General features: G+C 60.0%; 19 protein-coding genes. 4 read left to right on the top strand and 15 right to left on the bottom strand.

Going from position 1 to position 19,660, the window contains the following annotated elements; genetic code table 11:
- Window positions 1-6 precede the first annotated feature (6 nt).
- Together CXK96_RS00795 and CXK96_RS00790 are read right to left on the bottom strand one after the other, a co-directional pair.
- Window positions 7-768, bottom strand: coding sequence for an alpha/beta fold hydrolase (locus CXK96_RS00795; protein WP_102834621.1), 762 nt, complete (start codon window positions 766-768; stop codon window positions 7-9).
- Window positions 761-1,741, bottom strand: coding sequence for an isopenicillin N synthase family dioxygenase (locus tag CXK96_RS00790; RefSeq protein ID WP_102834620.1), 981 nt, complete (start codon window positions 1,739-1,741; stop codon window positions 761-763). Before CXK96_RS00790 ends, CXK96_RS00795 begins: the two co-directional genes overlap by 8 nt.
- A 37-nt stretch (window positions 1,742-1,778) precedes the next feature.
- Here CXK96_RS00790 and CXK96_RS20595 point away from each other — a divergent pair, with 37 nt between their 5' ends.
- A complete protein-coding gene (locus CXK96_RS20595) occupies window positions 1,779-2,054 on the top strand; it encodes a hypothetical protein (RefSeq protein WP_146030683.1) in 276 nt (91 codons plus the stop codon).
- A 69-nt stretch (window positions 2,055-2,123) separates the two neighbouring features.
- Here CXK96_RS20595 and CXK96_RS00785 read toward each other — a convergent pair whose 3' ends face one another.
- The 5 genes from CXK96_RS00785 to CXK96_RS00765 form a co-directional block, all read right to left on the bottom strand.
- Window positions 2,124-3,068 (bottom strand): LysR family transcriptional regulator, encoded by a 945-nt coding sequence (locus tag CXK96_RS00785; RefSeq protein WP_102834619.1) that lies wholly within the window; start codon window positions 3,066-3,068, stop codon window positions 2,124-2,126.
- Between the two features lie 42 nt (window positions 3,069-3,110).
- The gene (locus CXK96_RS00780; RefSeq protein WP_102834618.1) at window positions 3,111-3,776 is read right to left on the bottom strand and encodes a TetR/AcrR family transcriptional regulator; all 666 of its coding nucleotides are present in this window, start codon (window positions 3,774-3,776) and stop codon (window positions 3,111-3,113) included.
- A gap of 225 nt (window positions 3,777-4,001) precedes the next feature.
- Window positions 4,002-4,808, bottom strand: a complete 807-nt coding sequence (locus CXK96_RS00775; RefSeq protein ID WP_102834617.1) for an outer membrane protein OmpK — start codon at window positions 4,806-4,808, stop codon at window positions 4,002-4,004.
- A 394-nt stretch (window positions 4,809-5,202) separates the two neighbouring features.
- Window positions 5,203-6,525 carry a 30S ribosomal protein S12 methylthiotransferase RimO gene (gene rimO / locus CXK96_RS00770; protein WP_102834616.1) on the bottom strand — a complete coding sequence of 441 codons (1,323 nt, stop codon included), beginning with the start codon at window positions 6,523-6,525 and terminating at the stop codon, window positions 5,203-5,205.
- Between the two features lie 132 nt (window positions 6,526-6,657).
- Window positions 6,658-8,262, bottom strand: a complete 1,605-nt coding sequence (locus CXK96_RS00765; RefSeq protein WP_102834615.1) for a sensor domain-containing diguanylate cyclase — start codon at window positions 8,260-8,262, stop codon at window positions 6,658-6,660.
- A gap of 299 nt (window positions 8,263-8,561) precedes the next feature.
- Here CXK96_RS00765 and CXK96_RS00760 point away from each other — a divergent pair, with 299 nt between their 5' ends.
- Genes CXK96_RS00760 through CXK96_RS00755 form a run of 3 tightly spaced genes read left to right on the top strand, consistent with a single transcriptional unit; the run spans window position 8,562 to window position 10,444 of the window.
- Window positions 8,562-9,686 (top strand): RAD55 family ATPase, encoded by a 1,125-nt coding sequence (locus tag CXK96_RS00760; protein ID WP_219807513.1) that lies wholly within the window; start codon window positions 8,562-8,564, stop codon window positions 9,684-9,686.
- Entirely contained in the window at window positions 9,631-10,041 is a 411-nt protein-coding gene (locus CXK96_RS20795) for an RAD55 family ATPase (RefSeq protein ID WP_219807517.1), read from the top strand. Before CXK96_RS00760 ends, CXK96_RS20795 begins: the two co-directional genes overlap by 56 nt.
- Entirely contained in the window at window positions 10,034-10,444 is a 411-nt protein-coding gene (locus CXK96_RS00755) for a response regulator (RefSeq protein ID WP_102834614.1), read from the top strand. The genes CXK96_RS20795 and CXK96_RS00755 overlap by 8 nt, the downstream gene beginning before the upstream one ends.
- Before the next feature lie 19 nt (window positions 10,445-10,463).
- Here CXK96_RS00755 and CXK96_RS00750 read toward each other — a convergent pair whose 3' ends face one another.
- From CXK96_RS00750 to CXK96_RS00715, 8 genes are all read right to left on the bottom strand, one after another.
- The gene (locus CXK96_RS00750) at window positions 10,464-11,534 is read right to left on the bottom strand and encodes an acyltransferase family protein (RefSeq protein ID WP_102834613.1); all 1,071 of its coding nucleotides are present in this window, start codon (window positions 11,532-11,534) and stop codon (window positions 10,464-10,466) included.
- Window positions 11,535-11,575: 41 nt separating this feature from the next.
- Window positions 11,576-12,574, bottom strand: a complete 999-nt coding sequence (locus CXK96_RS00745; protein ID WP_102834612.1) for a glycosyltransferase — start codon at window positions 12,572-12,574, stop codon at window positions 11,576-11,578.
- Window positions 12,575-12,691: 117 nt separating this feature from the next.
- Complete coding sequence (locus tag CXK96_RS00740) at window positions 12,692-12,910, bottom strand: hypothetical protein (RefSeq protein ID WP_102834611.1); 219 nt, start codon at window positions 12,908-12,910, stop codon at window positions 12,692-12,694.
- Between the two features lie 387 nt (window positions 12,911-13,297).
- Complete coding sequence (locus CXK96_RS00735) at window positions 13,298-14,515, bottom strand: glycosyltransferase family 4 protein (protein WP_102834610.1); 1,218 nt, start codon at window positions 14,513-14,515, stop codon at window positions 13,298-13,300.
- A 145-nt stretch (window positions 14,516-14,660) separates the two neighbouring features.
- Window positions 14,661-15,779 carry a glycosyltransferase family 4 protein gene (locus tag CXK96_RS00730; RefSeq protein WP_102834609.1) on the bottom strand — a complete coding sequence of 373 codons (1,119 nt, stop codon included), beginning with the start codon at window positions 15,777-15,779 and terminating at the stop codon, window positions 14,661-14,663.
- A gap of 16 nt (window positions 15,780-15,795) precedes the next feature.
- Window positions 15,796-17,133, bottom strand: coding sequence for a hypothetical protein (locus CXK96_RS00725; RefSeq protein ID WP_102834608.1), 1,338 nt, complete (start codon window positions 17,131-17,133; stop codon window positions 15,796-15,798).
- Window positions 17,130-18,449: a hypothetical protein gene (locus CXK96_RS00720; protein WP_102834607.1), complete on the bottom strand. Its 1,320-nt coding sequence runs from the start codon at window positions 18,447-18,449 to the stop codon at window positions 17,130-17,132. Before CXK96_RS00720 ends, CXK96_RS00725 begins: the two co-directional genes overlap by 4 nt.
- Window positions 18,394-19,653 carry a glycosyltransferase family 4 protein gene (locus CXK96_RS00715; RefSeq protein WP_102834606.1) on the bottom strand — a complete coding sequence of 420 codons (1,260 nt, stop codon included), beginning with the start codon at window positions 19,651-19,653 and terminating at the stop codon, window positions 18,394-18,396. Before CXK96_RS00715 ends, CXK96_RS00720 begins: the two co-directional genes overlap by 56 nt.
- Window positions 19,654-19,660: the final 7 nt, after the last annotated feature.

Here is a 19,660-nt window from a genome sequence, read left to right as displayed (position 1 = left end):
TGTCGATCAGAAAACGGGGTCGGGATGGCGTGAGAAAAAGGGCAGCAAGCTGGCGAGCAACTTGTCCGGGGCGGCCAGTTGCGGCGCGTGCCCACAGTCGAGCGTGACCCGTTCGGCGCCGGGCACCAGCTCCTGCATCCAGCGTTGGACGGCCGGCACCACCGAGCGGTCCGTGCTGCATTCGATGTACAGGCGTGGCAGGCGGCCAAAGCGCTCGGCGGTCCAGCGCGCTACGACTGCACGCCCGCTGTCGGGCTGTACCCCCAACCGCTGCGCGGCGGCCAGCGCTTGCGGCAATGGCACATCATGGAAAAACAGTGCGCAGGCGATCTCGGCGGGCACTCGGGTGCCGATTCCATCCGCGCTGCGCTGTAGAAAAGGGCCTACGCCGGACACTTCCGGCGCCGTGCTGACCAATTCCGCACAGGCTTCTGCAAACGACAAGCCGCTGGGCAACATCATGCCGGCGACATAGGACACGCCCGCGATACGCTCGGCGCGCTTTTCGGCCACAGCCGTCGCAGTCATTCCGCCGCCGGAATGCGCCACTATCTGTATGGGGCCTTCCAGTTGGTCTATCAGCGTACAGACGTGCGCCGCGTAGCTCTCGAGACTCACCGCTGTTGGCGGCGTGTCATCGCTGCCGTTACCGGGCAGGTCCACAGCGTGGGGCGTAAAGCCGGCAGACCGCAGCCCGTCGAGCAAACCGTCCCAGACCCAGCTGCCGGCCCAGGCGCCGTGAATCAGTACGACATGGCGTTCAGGCATACGTCCTCCGATACATCTCGCGGTAGTGTTCTTCGACCGTGACGCTTGGGTAGCGCGGCGCTTCGTCGGGCGCGAGACAGGTCGGGATGCAGCTGACGAGATGATCGGGGTTGCCGCCGTAGAAGAACGGCACGCTGTAACGCTCGCGACCGGACAGATTGACCACGCGGTGCAGGGTCGAGCGGTAACGGTCGTTGGTCCAGCGGGCGATCATGTCGCCGAGGTTGACTACATAGGTGCCCTTTAGAGGCGGAGCGTCCATCCAGTCTTGAGTGCGGTGATTCCAAACTTGCAGACCGGGGTTGTCGTCCTGCAGCAACAGCGTCAAGCCGCCAAAGTCGGTGTGCGCACCGCAACCCTTCTCGCCCGGCGCAGCGTTTGCGGGTTGTGGCGGGTAGTGCAGCAGCCGCAGGGTGGCCATGGCGTCTTCACAGAAGCTGGTGAAATACGCCTTCGGCAGCTCAAGCGATAGCGCCAGTCCCGTCATCAGCTGCTCAGCGAGATCGGTCATGGCGGCGTGATAACGCGCCATGGCAGGGCGGAAATCGGGCAGGGTCACAGGCCACTGGTTCGGCCCGTGATTGAAGCGTCCGGCTTGTACGCGCGGGTCTTCTGCCGGAAGGTCGCGGCCAAGGTAGAAGCCTTCCTTCAAGTCAGGCGGCGCGCCTGGCTCCAGCCGCTGACCGCGCAGCGCTTCGTATCCACGGTTGGCAGGGGATGCGGCTTTGTCGAGCGCTCGTTTGGCTTCGTCAGGCAGAGCAAACAGCTGTCGCGCCTGTTCGAACACGACCGCTTGCAGCGCCGCATCGATGCCATGGTGGTGGATGTAGAAAAAGCCCCAGTCACGGCAGGCCTGTCCAATTTCCTCGGCGACGGCGATGCGTGCCTGTGGATCCTCGCCGAGCAGACCGGTCAGGTCGATCAGGGGCAGATGGTCTGCGGGTGCGTGGCCTGGGACGAGGGGATAAGGCATGTAAACAGTCCTGCGTATGGGAGGGCGGTGACCCTTTGTGCTGCAGTATCCGGCGCGTCAGCTGTGCGCAAAAGAAGAGAATATCGCGCACGCCGATGCCGTTTCGGCATCAGTCAAAGCTGCCTCTTTATGGGGCTTAAAGCGCTCTAAAACGGGGCTTCACGTGATCCGTGCCGTGCTTGATCCGCAGGCCTTAGCGCAGCTTTCAGCCGAAGCCGTGTGCTCCGAAAGGGCGCATCCGGCTGGGTTTTGGGTGAAGCGAAAAAACTTCACCTCGTTGAATGGCCGAAGCACTGAACGTGCAGTTTTTTAAAGGGGTGGTTCTGAGCTGAGCGGTAGGAAGTGTTGGGTGTTGCAGGGAGGAGTGGAGGCAAGAAGGGCGTCAGATCAGTCCGGCGTCGGTGCGTTCGCGTTGTTCGCGAAGAGTGATTTCCTCGCAGAGTGCGCGAACGAATGCATCCACTGCCACGGGCAGGTAGCGTGAGCTGCGTACATACACGCCGAGGTCGCTGAGCACCTGGCCGTTGTCGTTCAGCGGCAGGTGCACCAGGCTACCTGCAGACAGTTCCGCCTCGATGCCGATACGTGTCTGGAAGGCGATGCCGGCGCCACGCTTGGCCATCTGCGCTGCGAGCTCCACCGAGCTGGTTTCAAGTGCCGCTTTCTGTGGCGAACGGGTACGCGCCAATACCGGGGCAAGCAGGTGGTGAATAGAAAGGTCGCTTTTGGCCAGAATCAGGCGATGCTCAGCGCAGGTCGAGAAGCTCACCTCGCGACGGTCTGCCAGCGGATGGCCCGCAGGGACGATGGCGCCAAGGCGAAAATGACCGACGCCCAGCTGCTGCAAATCAGCGGTTCGCCGCAGCGCGAAGGCGATGCCGATATCGGCCTGGCCGCTGACGACCGCTTCCGGAATGGCTTGCGAACCCAGGCTGGTCACCCCGACGGTGATGTGCGGATAGCGCGCTGTCATGTTTTCCAGCACCGAGGGCAGCAAGTCGACGGTAACGCCCGAGACGGTGGCGATCTCCACATGGCCGGTGCGCATGCCCTGTAGCGCGTCGAGTTCCGAGCTGGCGCGCGCAGCGTCTTGTAATACGACAAGGACGTGACGCGCGAAGACTTCGCCGGCCGCAGTCAGGCGCAGGCCCGCTGGCAGTCGCTCGAACAGCGGCGAGCCGATTTCGCCTTCAAGCTTGAGGATTTGCCGGTTCACTGCGGAGGAGGCCACGTTAAGACGCCGAGCGGCTCCGCGGATCGACTGGCAACGCCGCACCATGTCGAAGTAATGGATTGCAGGTGAATGAATGCGCAGGCGTCGTGACATACAGGATGACGGCTCGGGAACAAACGGTGAATGGCGCTGGGATCAGCGTGGTGGGGTCAGGCCACAGCCTTTGAGAATCACCTGAATGAGCGTTTCGGTGCCGCGCTCGAAATCATCCTTGGTGACGCGGCGTTGACCGGTGATGCGTCGGATCTGATCGGAGAAGTCGGCGTAATGCTGGGTGCTGCTCCAGATCAGAAAGATCAGGTGCATGGGGTCGATCGGGTCCATTTTGCCGGCATCGCTCCAGGCCTGCAGCACCGCTGCGCGACCGCGAAACCACTCGCGATAGTCTTCGTTGAAATGCGCGGAAAGGCATTCACAACCGCTGATGACCTCCATGGCGAAGATCTTCGACGCCTGTGGTTGTTTGCGGGAAAACGCCATCTTGGTACGGATGTAATCAGCCAGCGCAAGGGCTGGGTCGTCCTCGACGGTAAGGTGATCGAAAGCGCTGTCCCAGAGGTCGAGGATATGCCGCATCACTTCGACGTAGAGGCCGAGCTTGTTGGTGAAGTAGTAATGCAGGTTGGCCTTCGGCAGGCCTGCTCGAAGGGCTATCGCGTTCATGCTGGTGCCCTTGTAGCCATGGTGGGCGAACTCTTCGGCCGCGGCTGACAGAATCAGCTCTTCGTTCTTCTGGCGAATTCGCCCGGTGCGTTTGCCGTCGGTTGGCGTCGGGGGGAGCAACGCGTCGAAAGTAGTCATAAGGTCCTTTCCCTGTGTGGGCGGCATCAGGCCCGATGCGCTTGTCGAATGCTAGCCTACGCCGGCCCCGGAAGCGGTGGCTACAGACCTTCGGCTCGTCGTGCACTCGCACGAAAATAAAGCGGGGTTCGATACGGAACAACGGCGGCACCGCTTGGGCACCGCCGTTGGTGAGCCAGACCGTTCAAGACGGGGTGCCGCCCGTGGAGCGGGCGGCTGCGCGCATCAGAAATGCACCTTCACGATGGCGTTCCAGGCGCTCTGGTCGGTCGGACCGACAAAGTTTTCGCTGACGAAGCCGCCGTCCTTGATGCCGTACTTGTTCGACCAATAGTCATATTCAATACCGACATAGAGCTGACCGGCCTTCTGGTATATGGCCTTGCCGAGGTCGTACTTGACCTGCGGGTTGATGTGCAGGTTCTTCGACTGGAAGTCGTCCGAGCCTTCGTTGCCAGCGTCATTGACGACCCAGTCGATATAGCCGTCGAACAGGATGTCCGAGCTGCCGACGGGAATAGTGATGGCCCAGGTCGGCGTGATCTGCCACTGGCCCGACGCCTTGTCACGGATGCCATCAGGCTTGCGGTAGTAGGTGTTGATGGCCAGGCGATCGAAGCCCGGGACCGCCAGGTCGACGGCCGGCCCGAGCAGGTAGTTCTGCACTTCGTCCTCGCCGCGCTCGTAGGTGAAAGCGATCAGTACATCCTTGATCGGGCCGTACGAGAGATCCATACCGGTGGTCTTGCCGAGCGAGAGGCGCGGGCTGAACTCGCCGTAGTAGGTCCGTGCGGCCTCGCTGTCGTCCGTGCTTTCATTCCATTTGTAGTCGACGAACATGAACACGTCGCCGTAGGTCCAGCCGCTGGCATGTTCGAAGGTCAGGGTGTGCTGGGTATCCGGATCGATCTTGAAGTCGTTGCCGTATAGATACGTCAGGCTGTTGTTCTGCCAGAGCATCGGTGCGGCGATTGCCTGGCCAGCGAGCATCATGCTGCTGGCGAGTGCGGCAGTGGTCAGTATGGATTTCATGTAGCGCTCCTGTTGCGTTATGTGTGCTTTTTTCTTGGCCGAACGGTCAGATGAAGCTGACAAAGCAAGTCTTGAGCCAACTGCTCTCGAACTGCCTTATGTTCGTATTATTGTTTATTTATCAGTTAGATAAGTCTTCCGGTCAGCTATGGCGCTGGGCTCGTTCGGCGCCAGCGCAGGTTCTTGCCCCAGAAAGAACCTGACCAAGCGGACAATGCTTCATCTCGATGCAGCAATGAGCCATCTGCTCTCGCCTAGAAACCGGTATTCATTGATTAGCGGGCCGCAGTGTGGATGCAGGTCGCCGATGCATGGAAGGCGCATGGGCGCGCTGCGTTGCTGGACAGAAAAAAGCCCCGTAGGTACGGGGCTTAACGCGTTCGCTTGGGTTTGATCAGATCACTTCGGCCCAGAGGTCGTATTCATCGGCGCTGGTGACCCGAACACGGACCATTTCGCCAGCCTGCAGTGGGCGCTCGCTGTCGACATAGACCATGCCGTCGATTTCAGGGGCATCAGCCCATGAGCGTCCGATGGCGCCGTCTTCGTCCACTTCGTCAATGAGCACGTCCAGTTCCTGGCCAATCTTGCGTTCCAGGCGCGCTGCGCTGATGGTTTGCTGATGGGCCATGAAACGGTCCCAGCGGTCCTGCTTGACGTCGTCCGGTACCGGCTCGAGGTCCATAGCTTCGGCGGGGGCGCCTTCGACTGGCGAATACTGGAAACAGCCTACGCGGTCGAGCTGGGCTTCGGTCAGCCAGTCGAGTAGGTACTGGAAGTCTTCCTCGGTCTCGCCAGGAAAGCCCACGATGAAGGTCGAGCGGATGGTCAGTTCTGGGCAGATCTCGCGCCACTTCTTGATGCGCGCCAGGGTCTTGTCTTCGAAGGCCGGACGCTTCATGGCCTTGAGCACTTTCGGGCTGGCGTGCTGGAAGGGGATGTCCAGGTACGGCAGGAGCTTACCGGCAGCCATCAACGGGATCACGTCATCGACGTTCGGGTAGGGATACACGTAGTGCAGTCGCACCCATACGCCCATGCTCGACAGTGCTTGGCACAGCTCCAACATCCGCGTCTTGACCGGCTGACCGTTCCAGAAGTCGGTCTTGTACTTGACGTCGACGCCGTAGGCGCTGGTGTCCTGAGAGATCACCAGGATCTCCTTTACGCCGGCCTTGACCAGGCGCTCGGCTTCACTGAGCACATCGCCCACCGGACGGCTGACCAGCTTGCCGCGCATGGACGGAATAATGCAGAAGCTGCAGGTATGGTTGCAGCCTTCGGAAATCTTCAGATAGGCGTAATGGCGCGGGGTCAGCTTGATGCCCTGCGGCGGCACCAGATCGACGAAGGGATCGTGATCGATGTTCGGTGGCACGACCTGGTGTACGGCGTTGACCACCTGCTCGTACTGCTGCGGGCCGGTCACGGCCAGCACGCTGGGGTGCACGCTACGGATATTGTCTTCGGCGACGCCCATGCAGCCGGTGACAATCACCTTGCCGTTCTCGGCGATGGCTTCACCGATGGCGTCCAGCGACTCGGCCTTGGCGCTGTCGATGAAGCCGCAGGTGTTGACCACCACCACATCGGCATCCTCGTAGGACGGCACGATCTGGTAACCCTCCATGCGCAGCTGGGTCAGGATGCGTTCAGAGTCGACCGTGGCCTTGGGGCAACCCAGGCTGACGAACCCGACTGTTGGCGTTTTGCTCATCGACTTTGAACCTCGAAAACCGCGCATGAAAAAGGCGCGCGAGTATACAGAGCTGGGTATTTTTTAGCCATGTCTGCCGTCGCCCCAGGAAGTCGGGGCGCTGTCGGCACCGAACCATGGGACTTGCAGATCTCAGGCGTCCGGCTTGGAATCTTCCGGCAAGTACTGATCGGGTTCAGCGACTTCCGAGCGATTGCGCCCATGTTGCTTGGCCCGGTAGAGCGCGGCATCGGCCAGTTTCAAGACGCGTTCGATGTCGCTGGCGTGCATGGGCCAGACTGCAATTCCCAGCGAAACGGCGATGTGGCCAACCACCGGGATTTGCTCCAGCTCGACGCAGGTACGCAGGCGTTCGGCTACCAGCAACGCCGAATCGAGCGTGGTGTTGGGCAGTAGCATCAGGAACTCCTCGCCGCCGCTGCGACAGAGAATGTCGGCGTCCCGCGAGCAGGTCTTCATCAGTCCAGCCATCTGTTGGATGACGGTATCGCCTACGTCATGACCATGGGTGTCGTTGATGCGTTTGAAATGGTCGATGTCTAGCGCAATGACTGCAAAGGATCGACCTTCGCTGCGGAGCATCTCCAGCGCGAAGGTAAGGCCGCGACGATTGTGCAGCCCAGTCAGCGGATCGGTCTGAGCATCCAGGTTGAGCTTGCCGATGCGCTGATGCAACAGGCTGATACCCAATTGCATGGCGCGCTTGAGCTGGGCCGCTTCGAAATACCAGGAGCGGATACGCTGAATGCGCTCAGCGGTGTTGGGGGCGTCCATTTCGCTGGCGCGCTGGGCCAGTTGCGACAGCGGTCGCGTGATAAATGTCGCCAGGCCCCAGATGCACAATAATGTCAGCAGGGCCAGGGGCGCGGTCTGGCGAGCAACCCTGAACATCAGGTCATCGAGCGGATGCAAGGTATTGGCTGTTGGCCGCTGAGCCACGATGCCCCAGCCAGCGGCAGGGGAGGCCGCATAGCCAGCCAGCATATCCACGCCTTGACTGTTGATCACTCGAAGGCTGCCGGACTCCCCTTGCAGCACCCTGTCGATGACTTCGTTCTCGGCCACTACTGTACCCAGGCGTTTCGGCTGCGGGTGATAGAGGAGCCTTCGTGACTGGTCGACGGCATAAAGGTAGGAGCCGTCCTGATAGAAGTGCTCGCCCAACATGCTATGGAGGATGTTGCGCTCGCGCAGAGAAATCACCCCGCCTATATAGCCGAGGTAGGTACCGTCACTGGCGACGATAGGATGCGAAATAAGGATTACCAACGTACCTAGTGCCGACGTGTACGGGCTGCTGATCAGCGGCTCGCGCTTAGCCAAGGCTCGGAGAGCACCCGGTGAGTTCAGCTTTTGCCCAACCAATAGGCCGGTATTCGGAGCGGTCGCCAGCACTTCGCCTTGGGCGCTGGTAACAACGACGGCATTGAAGCTGTCTGTCTGCTGCCGAAGCCGTCTGGCTTCCTCGTTCAGTACACCGTTGTCAGGAAACTGGGCAGCGATATTCTCAGCGCTGACGGCCAATTGCTGCTGGGCCGAGTGAAAGAACAATTCTGTCCCGTCTGCCAACTTTGCTGCATACGCTTGGTTGGCGGCGAGTGTGCTGCCGATCAGTGAGTCGCGCTGAACCTTGTAGCTGGCGTAGAAGCCAATACCGAGCGTGATCAAGCCACTCAGCATTGCCAGCAGGATGATCAGTCGGCGCAAGTCCAAGCGAGGTAGGCGAGCGGTTTGCATAGATCCAGCTGTAATCAGTCTCGGTGAGCGGCGCGATGTTAGGGGTTTTGTTGTTGAGCCTCCAGCACTGACGTCATCAGCCTGTGGTAGGGCGCGTTGCATAGGGTCGGAGCGTGTAGCTCGCAAGACCCTAACATGGTCGTAGAGCTGGCAAGCAAGACAATTGGCTGCTTTCCCGTCGTCACCCTGTATGAAACATGAACAACCGAGTGCGGAAAGTGACCAATGTGCACCGGCGGGTAATTAGGCCCAGGGCCCCTTTGCTACCATGCACCGACTGATTGAAACGGAAAGCTGCTGTGACCGACAACTCTACCTACTCGCCAACCGCACCGATTCATGTTCCGACCGGTGTGCCAGGGCTGGACGCCGTCCTTAAAGGTGGGCTACTGCCCCGGGCGGTGTATATCGTCCAGGGTGGGCCGGGTGAGGGAAAGACCATCCTGGCCAACCAGATCTGTTACAGCTGGGCGGCTCGTGGCGAGCGTTCCCTGTACGTGACCTTGCTGGCCGAAACCCACCACCGTCTGCTTCGCCATCTGCAGAACATGCGATTTATGGACAACCAGTACGCCGGAACGTCGGTGGTCTATGAAAGTGCGTTCGACATTCTCCGTACTGACGGGTTGGAAGGCATCCTGCGTTACCTCACACGCAATGGAAAGCGTCAACAGGCCTCGTTGATCGTGATCGATGGCCTGTTCGCGCTGGAAGAGAATGCCGCCTCGGAACGTGCTTTTCGCGAATTCATCAATGACCTGTCGGTTTACGCTGACGTGGTTGGCTGCACCATCCTGTTGCTAACCAACAGCAAGCGCGACTCGGGCAGCCCCGAGTTCACCATGGTTGATGGTTGGTTGCATCTGGGGAGCGACGAGGATCAGTTTCGGACCTACCGCTATTTGCAGGTGCGCAAGTTCCGGGGCAGCGACTTCATCTCCGGCCGGCACATGAGTTCGATCACCAGCGACGGATTTCGTGTGTTTCCTCGGCTCGAGGCGGTCACCGGCGAGCTGGAGTCGGCCGACATGCGAGACGAGCGCCTGAGTACGGGTGTTGTTGGGCTCGACGACATCATTCAGGGCGGTATTCCATTTTCCTCGACGACCTTGCTGGTAGGCCCGACCGGGGTGGGCAAGACCACCCTGGGACTGAGCTTCATCTGTGACAGCAGCGAAGCTGAGCCCGGTCTCATTTTTGGCTTTTACGAGGATGCACACAGGCTGCGACGTCGTGCAAAAGCACTCGGACTTGAGCTGGGAGCCATGATCGACAGTGGGGGTGGTGGAGGTGGTTCATCACGCTCCAACCGAGCTGCTACAGGATCAGCTCGCCGAAGAAATAATCGAGGAAGTTCGTCGCCGAGGCGTGAAACGGCTGTTCATCGACGGCATCGACGCCTTCAAACAAGCGGCAGTGAATGAGCAGCGGCTGGGGCGTTTCGTCAGCACGCTCACCGCGATCCTGCGTTGCGAGGGCGTCACCACGGTATTCACCGCCGAGCTGGCCGAAATCGTCGGTGGAGAGAATGGCCTGCAGTTCGCCGCCGTCTCGGCGATCGCCGAGAACATCATTCTGCTGAGGTATGCGGAACTCGAGTCGCGGCTCTATCGAACGCTGGCGATCCTGAAGATGCGTGAAAGCGGCTTCGATCCCTATGTCTACGAATTCTATCTTGGCGAGGGAGGGTTCAAGCTCGGAGAGAGGATGGAGCGGACCGAGGGGGTCGTGACGGGGCAGCCTCACCGTCAAACCTTGACGGGAGGGCGGGATGCGTGACGAGCAGCCCCAAAGACTCGACCCGCTCGTGTTGCTGGTGGAGGATGAGCTCGGCCTTAGCAAACTGATGGTGATGATTCTCGAGGACGAGGGCTATCGAGTCGTCGAAGCGGCGAATGGCGCGCAGGGGTTGATCAAGCTCGAGCAGGAAAAGCCTGCGTTGATCATCACCGATTACATGATGCCCGAGCTCAATGGCTACGAAATGGTCTGCACGATTCGCAAGAATCCGGCGTACGACGACGTGCCGATCCTGATGATGAGCGCTGCGTTGCCCCAGCAGCTGCCAATCGACGGTCTGGTCGATCATTTCCTCCAGAAGGGCACCGGCTTGGAGACACTGGTGACCACCATTCGCCGTCTCGTCGAGGACAACGGCACGCCCTCGGAGGCGACTCGCTAGGCCGATAAGAATATCGCGCTCAGGGCACCGGATTCAGGCCAGTACCGCTGATACCTTGCCGACTGCCCGGCAGGAAGCGCTTGAGGCGCAACGCTGGCGACTCGATCAGATACCAGGACACTGCAGCGATGGCGATACTCGCTACCAGACTGATTGCCATGAATGCCGGCAACGACAGGTGGGGATCCAACCAGTGCATCATCAGTTGCTGCACGGGAAAACTGAAGATGTAGATGCCGTATGAGAAATCACCGTATCGGCCGAAGCCTGACAGCCGCGGGATTTTCAGATGCGCCAGGTAAATGGTCAGGTAGGGCAGGGTCAGCACATGCACCAAGAACCACCATTCGGTCCTTGCGCTGATCAGCGATAGCGAAAGCAGGGCAAGCGCGATTTTCCAGTTCCAAGGCAGCAGCTTGCGATACAGATAAAGTGCTGAGCCAAGAAAGAAAAACATGCCCAAGCGGGTTACCTTGCGCAGGATGTCGCTCTCCAGCCCCAGCTTCGGCACCAGGTAGAAGTGGACGACCATAAGCACCATCGGCACCGCCACTACTGCAGCTCGTCCAAACAGCCTGAGCAGCCCTAGCACCAACAGCATCGTGTACATCAGTACTTCGTAAGGCAGCGTCCAGACCGATCCGTTGACCGTCCCCGGAAACGGATTTGCGGTGAAGACGCCGGGCAGATGGAACTGTGTGAAAAGCGCCGCGTTGGAGAGATAACGGACGGTCTGGCTGTTGAGCAGGTACTCGCCGAGCGAAAGCTCAGTGCCCAGTGGGCCGACGACAAAGGCGGTGAACAGCGTCGATACCGCCAGCGCTGGAAATATACGCAGTGCTCGTTTGCCGGCGAAGTCCAGGCCACTACGGCTGTGAATCCACGAGGCGGCGATCAAAAAACCGCTCATGACGAAAAACAGGTTCACCGCAATGTCAGCGGTGTCCATGGAGCCGGTGAACAGCCGTACCGGTTCGACAGCGCCCAGTCCAGAAAGCCAGTAGCAGTGGCCAAGCACCACTGCGGATGCAGCGAAGAAGCGTAGAAAGTCGAAGTTGTTTTCGTCGCGTTGCATTGAGGCGATGTCCATGCACGGCTCCTGATGTTTCTAAAACGCCCGAGGTGACCAGGTCAACGCAAGGGGAATGTTTTGCTCATTCCTAACGCACCGGATTCGCCGTCGTGAATGGCTTGCTCAATGAGCGCCAGACGCCCGCCGCTGTTGCGCAGCCGAGCGACGAGGCGCAAGAGGGTGAGAAACATCGCTCGGTTGATGCGATGGAGCCTGGGGGAGGCAGCCCAAACGTTCTTGTCGAACCAGGCCTGATTGCGCGCGGTGTAGTAGGCACGGAAATCTGACTCGCCGAGGAGGAAGGTCTCATAGATGTTTCGGGTGCGCTGTTTCGTGTTCCAGGACTGTTCCAGCTCCTCGATCACGGCTTCGGTAAAGAGAAACAGCCGCCCACCGCTGGCCGTGATTCGCCGGGTGTACTCGGTGTCGTCAACGTAAAGGACCAGCTCTTTCAGCGGCAAACCTATCCGCTCGTACAGGCTGCGGTGCGCGAGCATGCCGCCATAGGGCGCGAATGGCAGGCTGATGCTTGTCGGCAGTGGGCCGGCTCGCTTGCCCCAAGGCAGTCGCCTCCAGATTTTGTAAGGCAATTGGGCGATGTGAAAGCCGAAATAGCTGGAGCGCGGTTGCCGGATGTAACGGGCAGGTATGCCCTGAGCGATGTCGGCCTGTTGGGTCTCACGGTAGCCCAGGACTGCGACCTGGTCCGAGCCGAGCAGGCCAGTCAGACGCGTGAGCTCATGGTGCAGAATCGATACGGCGGCGGCGGTGGGCAGGTTGTCATCGTCCATCATCCAGATGAAGTCGGCGTCAGACGCCAGCGCAGCTTCAAGTCCCACGGCGTAGCCATTGGCCGAGCCTGTGTTTTCGGCCAGCTCGATCACACGAACCTGATCCGGCCAGCGCTGTACCAACTGATCAAGAGACGCCAGCGATGCGTTGCTCACCACCACCACGTTGCTGACCGCGGGAAAACTCAGGGCGCGCTCGATCGATTGCTGCACAAACGGCAGCCGGTCTCCGTAGGTCACGGTGACCACAGTGGTTTTGGTAGTCATGGTTGTCTCGACGTGGAAACGTGAGCGGCCCGCTACCCAGGGGCATGGCGCTCCCGGCAAGGCCCTTGCAGCGCTGCGGTAGCGGGTAGCGGGATCGCTAGAAGTGGGTGGTTCTAATCAGGCGATTTGGTCGGATGTAGCGTTGGCGTTCGGCTGCGCTTCAGAGGACGGCTCGACTGCTGAGAATAGGACATGGCGGTCCGGGGTGAACAATGCGTGGAAGACACTGATCAATTTGCTGGGCCCGGACGCGTCGGGCGGCGTTTGGAAAAATTCCGTGTAGGAATATCCGTCGGCATACACCAGGGTTTGCTGGGTTTGGTCTGCACTGTCCATAGCGACTCCAAGTATCACGGGGGTTAAAACGAGTAGCGAATGGTTTCGTTTGAACGGTATGGGTTGCCTACAAAGGGTTTTGCCAGGCGGATCGGCGCGGGTGTCGCTATGTCGGAGCTGGAACTGCCCGCACATTGCGGAGTGTTCTGATGCATTCCGAGGTTGAACAGAGTTGCTCCGCGACGCTTGGCACAGCCTGTTTTGCTCTGCACGGAATGGCCAGACTCACGTAACAGCCCGTCTTCGCTTGGCAAGTCCGAGCGGTGGTGGGCGCTAGCGGTACCGCCGATCAACAGCGCGAGGCTTAATGCCGAAATGGTTTGAAAGCATTGTGCTGCGGTGGTTGTGTTCATCCTTGAAGCCTCGCATAGGGGAGTGAGGACTCGGTCAGGCATGTTTCATCGGAACAGCCGTAGGGTAAACCTGAGCCACATTCAGAGCGGTGATCGTTGGTAGATCCAGTAGCGCATCCTGCCCTTGGAGCAACGAAACCTCTCGAACCCTAGTATCAACGAATGACTTGATCTCCTGCCTGAATCGTTCGGTTGAAAATCGCTCTGCGCTTGTGCGGCAGGTCTCAGGCAGAATCTGATGCGCATGCACCTCGAATCGCTCCACAGCGGCTATCAACGATTCAGGCGTCTGCTCGTTATAGAACACGCCCGTTGGCTCGGGATGCTCGATTCCCCGTACGGTTTCCAGTACGCCGCCTCTGCCGTAGGCAATGACTGGCGTGCCGCACGCCTGTGCTTCGATGGGTGCGATGCCGAAATCCTCTTCTGCAGCAAACACGAAGGCGCGGGCGCGCTGCATGTGGTGCAGGAGCACGGCGAAGCTCTGGTAGCCCATCAGCGTCACGTTCGACGTGGCGAGTTCCCTGGCCTTTTCCATCTCCGGCCCACTGCCGATCACGATGAGCTTCTTGTCAGGCATTCGGGAGAACGCCTCGACGATCATCGGGATGCGCTTGTACGGCACCATTCGCGAGGCCGTCAGGTAGTAATCCTCTTTCGCCGCGTGGAGCGTGAACTGACGTGTGTCGACCGGTGGGTAGATCACCGTGGATTCGCGGCGGTAGCTCTTGTTGATGCGCCGACCGATGAAGTGAGAGTTGGCGACAAAGTCGTCAACACCGCTAGCGGTGCGCTGATCCCACATGCGCATGTAGTGAAGCAGCATGCGCGCCAGTTTGGCCTTGAATCCATGATCGAGGCTCGCTTCATGCAGGTATTGATGCTGCAAATCCCAGGCATAGCGGATCGGCGAGTGCACGTAGCTGATGTGCAGTTGGTTAGGGCCGGTCAATACGCCCTTGGCGACGGCATGGCTGCTGGAAATCACCAGGTCGTAGCCCGACATGTCCAGCTGCTCGATGGCCAGCGGCATCAAGGGCAGATACTTCTGGTAGTGCGTCTTCGCCTTCGGCAATTGCTGGATGAAAGTCGTGGTGGCGCGCTTGCCGCCGAGGTTGGCGCGGTCCTCATCGGAGAGGAAATCGATCACGGAATACAGGTCGGCTTCCGGCCAGACATCCAGCAATCCGGCAAGCACCCTCTCGGCACCGGCATAGGTCACTAGCCAGTCATGAATTATGGCGATTTTCATTGCGAAGGCCTTTTTTTAGGTAGGGGAGTGGCAGACGTCACTCCGGTTGCAGTGACGGGAATCGCAGTTGCAGCTACTGACGTGATGCTTCATCCGCCAGCGGGGCGGGGATATCGGGACGGCTGGGACTGGACCCGCATCCTGGCTAGTGCTTTGGCTGGCTGAGTGGCAGCGAATTGATGTCAGCGACATCGGCTTTTCGCACGCCGGTGAACGCCTGGTCGATGAGCCTGGAAACCTGACGAGCCGAGCTGTTCCAGCAATATCTCGCAACGTTCGCCTTGCCTCGACGGCGCAGGTCCTGACGCAAGGCTTCGTCCCGAAGGATCCGCTGCATGCTCTGGGCGATGTCCTTTACCTGCAGGGGATCGAAGTACAGTGCGCTGTCGCCGAGAACCTCTGGTATGGATGCGGCACGCGCAGCGATAACCGGGCAACCACAGGCTTGCGCTTCGAGCGGAGGGATGCCGAACCCTTCATACAAGGAAGGAAACACGAAGGCGGCCGCACCTTGGTAGGCCTCTACCAGCTCCTCGTCCGTCAGCCTGCCCAGCATGCGAATGCGTCGACTACCGGCTACATCGTGAAGGCTCCCCGAGAAGATCCGGTTGGAGTCGCCAATGATGCGCAGCTCGACCTCATCGAGACCTTCCATGCTCAGGAAGGCTGCGACCATGCGTGCGAAATTCTTGTGCGCGCTGGGCGACGACACCGCCAGGAGGTAAGGCGCCGCCTCGCGTGGGCATTGCTCGGCGCAAAAGGGTTGGAAGCGCGCATCTACTGCGTTCGGCACGACGCAAATACTGCTTGCCGGATAGCCGTAATGGCCGGCTATTTCCTTTTTGGAAAAATCGCTGACGGTGATCAACGCCTTGGTTCGGCCAAGCAGCAACGGGGTCAGGGTTCGGTACATGGCTCTGAATGTCCTGGAATAGCTTTCCGGGTGCCTGATGTAGGTGATGTCGTGGTGCGTTGCGATCTGGTTGCCATAGAACAGCGGGGCGGTGTTGCACAGCGAGACCAGGGGAGGAGAGCCATTGCGTGCCAGCCACAGCGGGAGATCCAGTTGCTCCCACAAGTGCCCGCGGTGTCGGCCAATACGCCGGACCTGCAATTGCTCTGCGCTTTCATGCAGGCGTATGTTTTCGGGGGCGACGAATACCAAGTCGTCGCGCAGGTCCTTAAGCTGCAGTGAGATCTGTTCAGCGAACCGCTGTACGCCCCGCATGTCCTGAGTCAGGAAGCGAGCATTGATCACGATCATCTTGAGTTCCTTCTGTTCAACGAGTCGAGATGGGTTGCAAGGGCTCGGCGCCGACCGAAGCGGGCCCAAGGCTGAGAATTTTGGGAAATCCGTTGAGTTCGACGCGGACGGCGCAGTGATCCGCGTTGCTCGGGCATTGCCAGGCGACATCGGTGGTCCATCCCTTTTCGGGCTGAGCGGTATCCAGCAGTTTCAGGTTGCTGGCTGTCTTGCCCGCTGAGGTAATGGTGACGGGGCGCGTTTGGTCTGTAGTACTCCAGGCCACCAGGAGCTGTTCTTGGCCATTGCCAAACTGCAGCAGAACACTGTTTCGCGATTCCTCGACCCGCCCCAGGAACTGGTAATCCTTGATGATCGGACTGATCGCTTCGAGGACCCTAAACGCAGGTTTTGGCGAATAGTCCTGCCTGAGCAGGCCGAAGTTGTGTTCCCGTTCGTGTTTGTCAGTGCCGTCGTTGCGAAAGTCATACCACCAATATCCGCGCACGTTAGGGAGTGTCCTGACGAGAAAAAAGCTCCGTGCCAGATAGGCTGCCTGGAGGGCTTGATCGATGCCGCAGGTTCCCTGGTGGGCAGGCCAGGCCATTTCGGTCAGGTAAAGCGGAACCGGCTGATTGGCGGCACGGGACAGTTCCATGTCGACCCCCGCGAGCCATTCAATCCAGGCTTCCGGTGTGTTTTGCCCGCGACGACGGCAATGGACGTAGGGGTGCAACGAGAGGCCATCGACAGACTGCATGATTCCGGCTTCGATCAGGCGCAGCGCGAAACCGGATTCGATGCCCTTGGTGGTCACTGCGCCGGCCAGCACTTTGGCGTCCGGGTCATGCTGGCGGATGATGCCGGCGGCATCGGTGATCAGACGGGCGTAGTCCTCAGTGAACTGTGGATCGATCGGATCCTCGACGTCCCACTCGTTCCAGACCTCGTAGTGCTTGATGCGGCCACGAAACTGCTCGGCAGTAAAGGCCACGTAGCGATTGAACGCGGTGCGTACCGGTTCGCTGCGTGGCTTCTTGCCGTCACCGTGAAAGCGATTGCCATAGCCAAGGATGAACATGCTTTCGATCCCCTGCGCTTCGTTACCAGCAAGGTAGGCTGGCCAATGCTGCTCCACCTTGAGCTGATCGCGCTTACGCTCGAGGAAGGCCCAGTGCGCATCGGTTCGCACGGACTCGATACCCGCTTGTTTCAACAGCTGCACGCCCTTGCTGTTGCTGTCGCGCAGGTGCAGGTCATGCGAGCAGACGCCCAGGATGAACGGGTCTTCAGCGGGCTGTGCCGGTGCCTGCGTGGCAAGGGCAGTCACAGCAGCGGCAAGCGCCAGGCAGCGCAATGCATGTCGGTGTTTCATGGCCGGTCGTCTCTGGGTTTTCGCTTATCAAGCTCAAGGCCGTAAGGCGTTAATACCGTTGCAACCGGATGGTGACGCTCCTGCGGCGTCAGGGCATGGGCAATGGCCATGCCGAGGAACAGGGTGGCCGTGGTGACTTCCAGTACGTCGGTTGCCCAGCCAATCAGGATGGTGCAGAAAACAATCCCCAGCAGCGCGTCGCGAATGCGCGGGCCACGGTCATGCAGGCGCAGCAGCAACGGAAACAGCAGCAGATACAGCAGTACACCGAATACGCCGAGCATTCCCCAGAGATACAACGCCGTGTTGTCAGCGATGCTCAGCAACTCCAGCCAAGCCAATGGGAAGGCCGCCGCGCTGCTGCCTACTGCGCCGAAGCCAGCGCCCCACCAACCCCAGCCTTCGTTAACGATGACATCGATGAAATTCGGCCAGCTGTGGATCAGCCGATCATTGAAGGACGCTAGCAGGCTGGCGCTATAGGCCTCGCTTTGCGGGATGTTCAACAGCAGGCTGGCGATCGGCAATGCCATGCCCACCAGCACGGCGATGAAAAATGCCGTGGCGCTGGGCAGGCGGTAACCGGCCAGAAACAGCATGAGCAAGGTCAGCAGGTATGCAGCGGCAGTGGACTTATTGGTCGTGAGAAATATCGCGCCAAAGGCCAGCGGGTACAACGCCATCCGTAACAACCGCGACTGCAGGAACGCTGCCAGGAACAGGCTGTACAGGGCGATCATCACGGCCAGGTTGGTCGACATCCGGGCGAATCCTGCTAGTCGGTCGGTACTGCCGAAGGCCCAGGATTTGTTAGCGGTCAGCTCGACATCGCCCATCATGTAGCTATAGCCCTTCCACGGCACGCTGGTGAACATGTCCAGCGCAATGCCGAGCATTGACGCAACCAGGCAAAAACCGATGACCCAGCTGAGCAGGCTGGTCCTTTGCTCCAGATAGCCGCCGCAGAACACCCCGAACAGCAGCGGAATGTAGATGAACAGGCTGAAGCCGACATTGCCGAGTGTGGCGCCGTGCAGCAGCGCGAATAGGCTTGAGACCAGCACGGCAAACAGCACCAGCCAGACGCCGGGCTGGCTTCGGGTCCTGGGTAGTTCAAGCGCAACCGCGGCGATGCAGGCCAGCTTTGGCAGGTAGAGCAGGGCAGACACACCGGCAATATCAAGGTAATAGCGGAGTGCGCCGGCAAAGGTTTCGCTGATCAGCAGCGAGGCCGCGATAAGCGTGAGCACGGTGGGTTTATCAATCGCCAGCGGTCTCGACCTGCGATGCGAAATGGTCAGCGAACTCGGGTTCATCGTGGGCGCTCCGGCCGTGTAGCGTGGAATGCAGGATCGACTGGTACTGATCGAGCATTCGTTCCGTATCTAAAAAGGCGGCGACACTCTCGCGTGCCTGGCTGGACAGACGATGGCGCAGTCCGCTGTCCAGATAGAGCTTGAGCATGGCCCTGCCGAGGGAGTCGGGGTCGCTCGGGGTGCAGAGCAAGCCATTCAGGTTGTCCTGAATGATTTCCGGCAGGCCGCCCATGTTCGTGGCGATGATCGGCAAGTACTGAGCGCAGGCTTCAACCGCCACCAGCCCGAAGGGCTCGGCCCAGATCGACGGGATGACCAGCACGTCGATTTCCCGCATGAAGCGTTCCGAGGGTTGGTAGCCAACGAATCTCACCCTGGCAGGGTCGGCCTGGCCCTTGAGCTTGGCCTCGTAGTCCAGCTTGCCGCGACCAGCGATTTCCAGCGTGGCGTTGATGGAGAGCGCCTGAAATTGCTCGATCAGCCAGCGCACACCCTTGTTTTCAGAAAGCGTACCGATGTAACCGAAGCGCAGCAGCCCACTATGGCGTGGCCGTGGTCTGGCGGGCAGGCCGCTGCCGGCGTCGATGCAGTTATGCACGACATGCTGGCTGGCTCGGCCGAAATAGCCCTGGGCGGTCAGCCGATCTAGGACAAACCGACTGACGCCGATTACCGCCGCGACCTGAGCCGAGGCCGCCGCATGCGAATGGCGAAAGGCTGAACACGTGCCGCACTGACGCTCGCAGCTACGGCCCTTGCTGAACATGGTGTCTTTGGGACAGAGCAGATAGAGATCGTGTAGCACCTGAACGATGGGCAGTCCGGCCGCGCTGATTTCGTCCCATGCGGATATCGACCAGCCTGTGAGGTTGTTGCAAACCACCACGTCGGGTCGCTCGCGCTCGATGACCTGACGCACATGCCGTCGCATGGGGCGGTTGTAGCGGTCTCGATAATGCCAACCCAGCCGCAACAGTCGACTGGGACGGGACCGAGTGAAATGCCAGTAGAAGTTATCCAGCCCGGCGCGGTAGATCCGCACGCCGTCGAGTTCCTCATCGTGAAGTCCCGCCTCTGGGCCAGTCGCCAAGACAACAATGTCGCAGCCACGGCGCTGGAGCCCTTCGGCTAACTGTCGGACCACTATTTCCGCTCCGCCGCCAATGTGGGGCGCATACAAACTGTGTAGAAAAAGAACCTTCATGGTGCGC

Source organism: Stutzerimonas stutzeri (genome assembly GCF_002890895.1).
In the GTDB taxonomy this organism is placed as follows: domain Bacteria; phylum Pseudomonadota; class Gammaproteobacteria; order Pseudomonadales; family Pseudomonadaceae; genus Stutzerimonas; species Stutzerimonas stutzeri_AB.
The sequence above is the reverse complement of the archived record's forward strand: the minus strand, read 5'-3'. Positions and strand labels throughout refer to the sequence as shown.

Coding starts and splice junctions, on each gene's coding strand:
- CXK96_RS00765 (WP_102834615.1), bottom strand. CDS start 8,262: ATGCAAACCGCTCGCCTACCTCGCTTGGACTTGCGCCGACTGATCATC.
- CXK96_RS00775 (WP_102834617.1), bottom strand. CDS start 4,808: ATGAAATCCATACTGACCACTGCCGCACTCGCCAGCAGCATGATGCTC.
- CXK96_RS00795 (WP_102834621.1), bottom strand. CDS start 768: ATGCCTGAACGCCATGTCGTACTGATTCACGGCGCCTGGGCCGGCAGC.
- CXK96_RS00750 (WP_102834613.1), bottom strand. CDS start 11,534: ATGGACATCGCCTCAATGCAACGCGACGAAAACAACTTCGACTTTCTA.
- CXK96_RS00725 (WP_102834608.1), bottom strand. CDS start 17,133: ATGAAACACCGACATGCATTGCGCTGCCTGGCGCTTGCCGCTGCTGTG.
- CXK96_RS00735 (WP_102834610.1), bottom strand. CDS start 14,515: ATGAAAATCGCCATAATTCATGACTGGCTAGTGACCTATGCCGGTGCC.
- CXK96_RS00755 (WP_102834614.1), top strand. CDS start 10,034: ATGCGTGACGAGCAGCCCCAAAGACTCGACCCGCTCGTGTTGCTGGTG.
- CXK96_RS00740 (WP_102834611.1), bottom strand. CDS start 12,910: ATGGACAGTGCAGACCAAACCCAGCAAACCCTGGTGTATGCCGACGGA.
- CXK96_RS00715 (WP_102834606.1), bottom strand. CDS start 19,653: ATGAAGGTTCTTTTTCTACACAGTTTGTATGCGCCCCACATTGGCGGC.
- CXK96_RS00790 (WP_102834620.1), bottom strand. CDS start 1,741: ATGCCTTATCCCCTCGTCCCAGGCCACGCACCCGCAGACCATCTGCCC.
- CXK96_RS00745 (WP_102834612.1), bottom strand. CDS start 12,574: ATGACTACCAAAACCACTGTGGTCACCGTGACCTACGGAGACCGGCTG.
- CXK96_RS00730 (WP_102834609.1), bottom strand. CDS start 15,779: ATGATCGTGATCAATGCTCGCTTCCTGACTCAGGACATGCGGGGCGTA.
- CXK96_RS00785 (WP_102834619.1), bottom strand. CDS start 3,068: ATGTCACGACGCCTGCGCATTCATTCACCTGCAATCCATTACTTCGAC.
- CXK96_RS00720 (WP_102834607.1), bottom strand. CDS start 18,449: ATGAACCCGAGTTCGCTGACCATTTCGCATCGCAGGTCGAGACCGCTG.
- rimO (WP_102834616.1), bottom strand. CDS start 6,525: ATGAGCAAAACGCCAACAGTCGGGTTCGTCAGCCTGGGTTGCCCCAAG.
- CXK96_RS00780 (WP_102834618.1), bottom strand. CDS start 3,776: ATGACTACTTTCGACGCGTTGCTCCCCCCGACGCCAACCGACGGCAAA.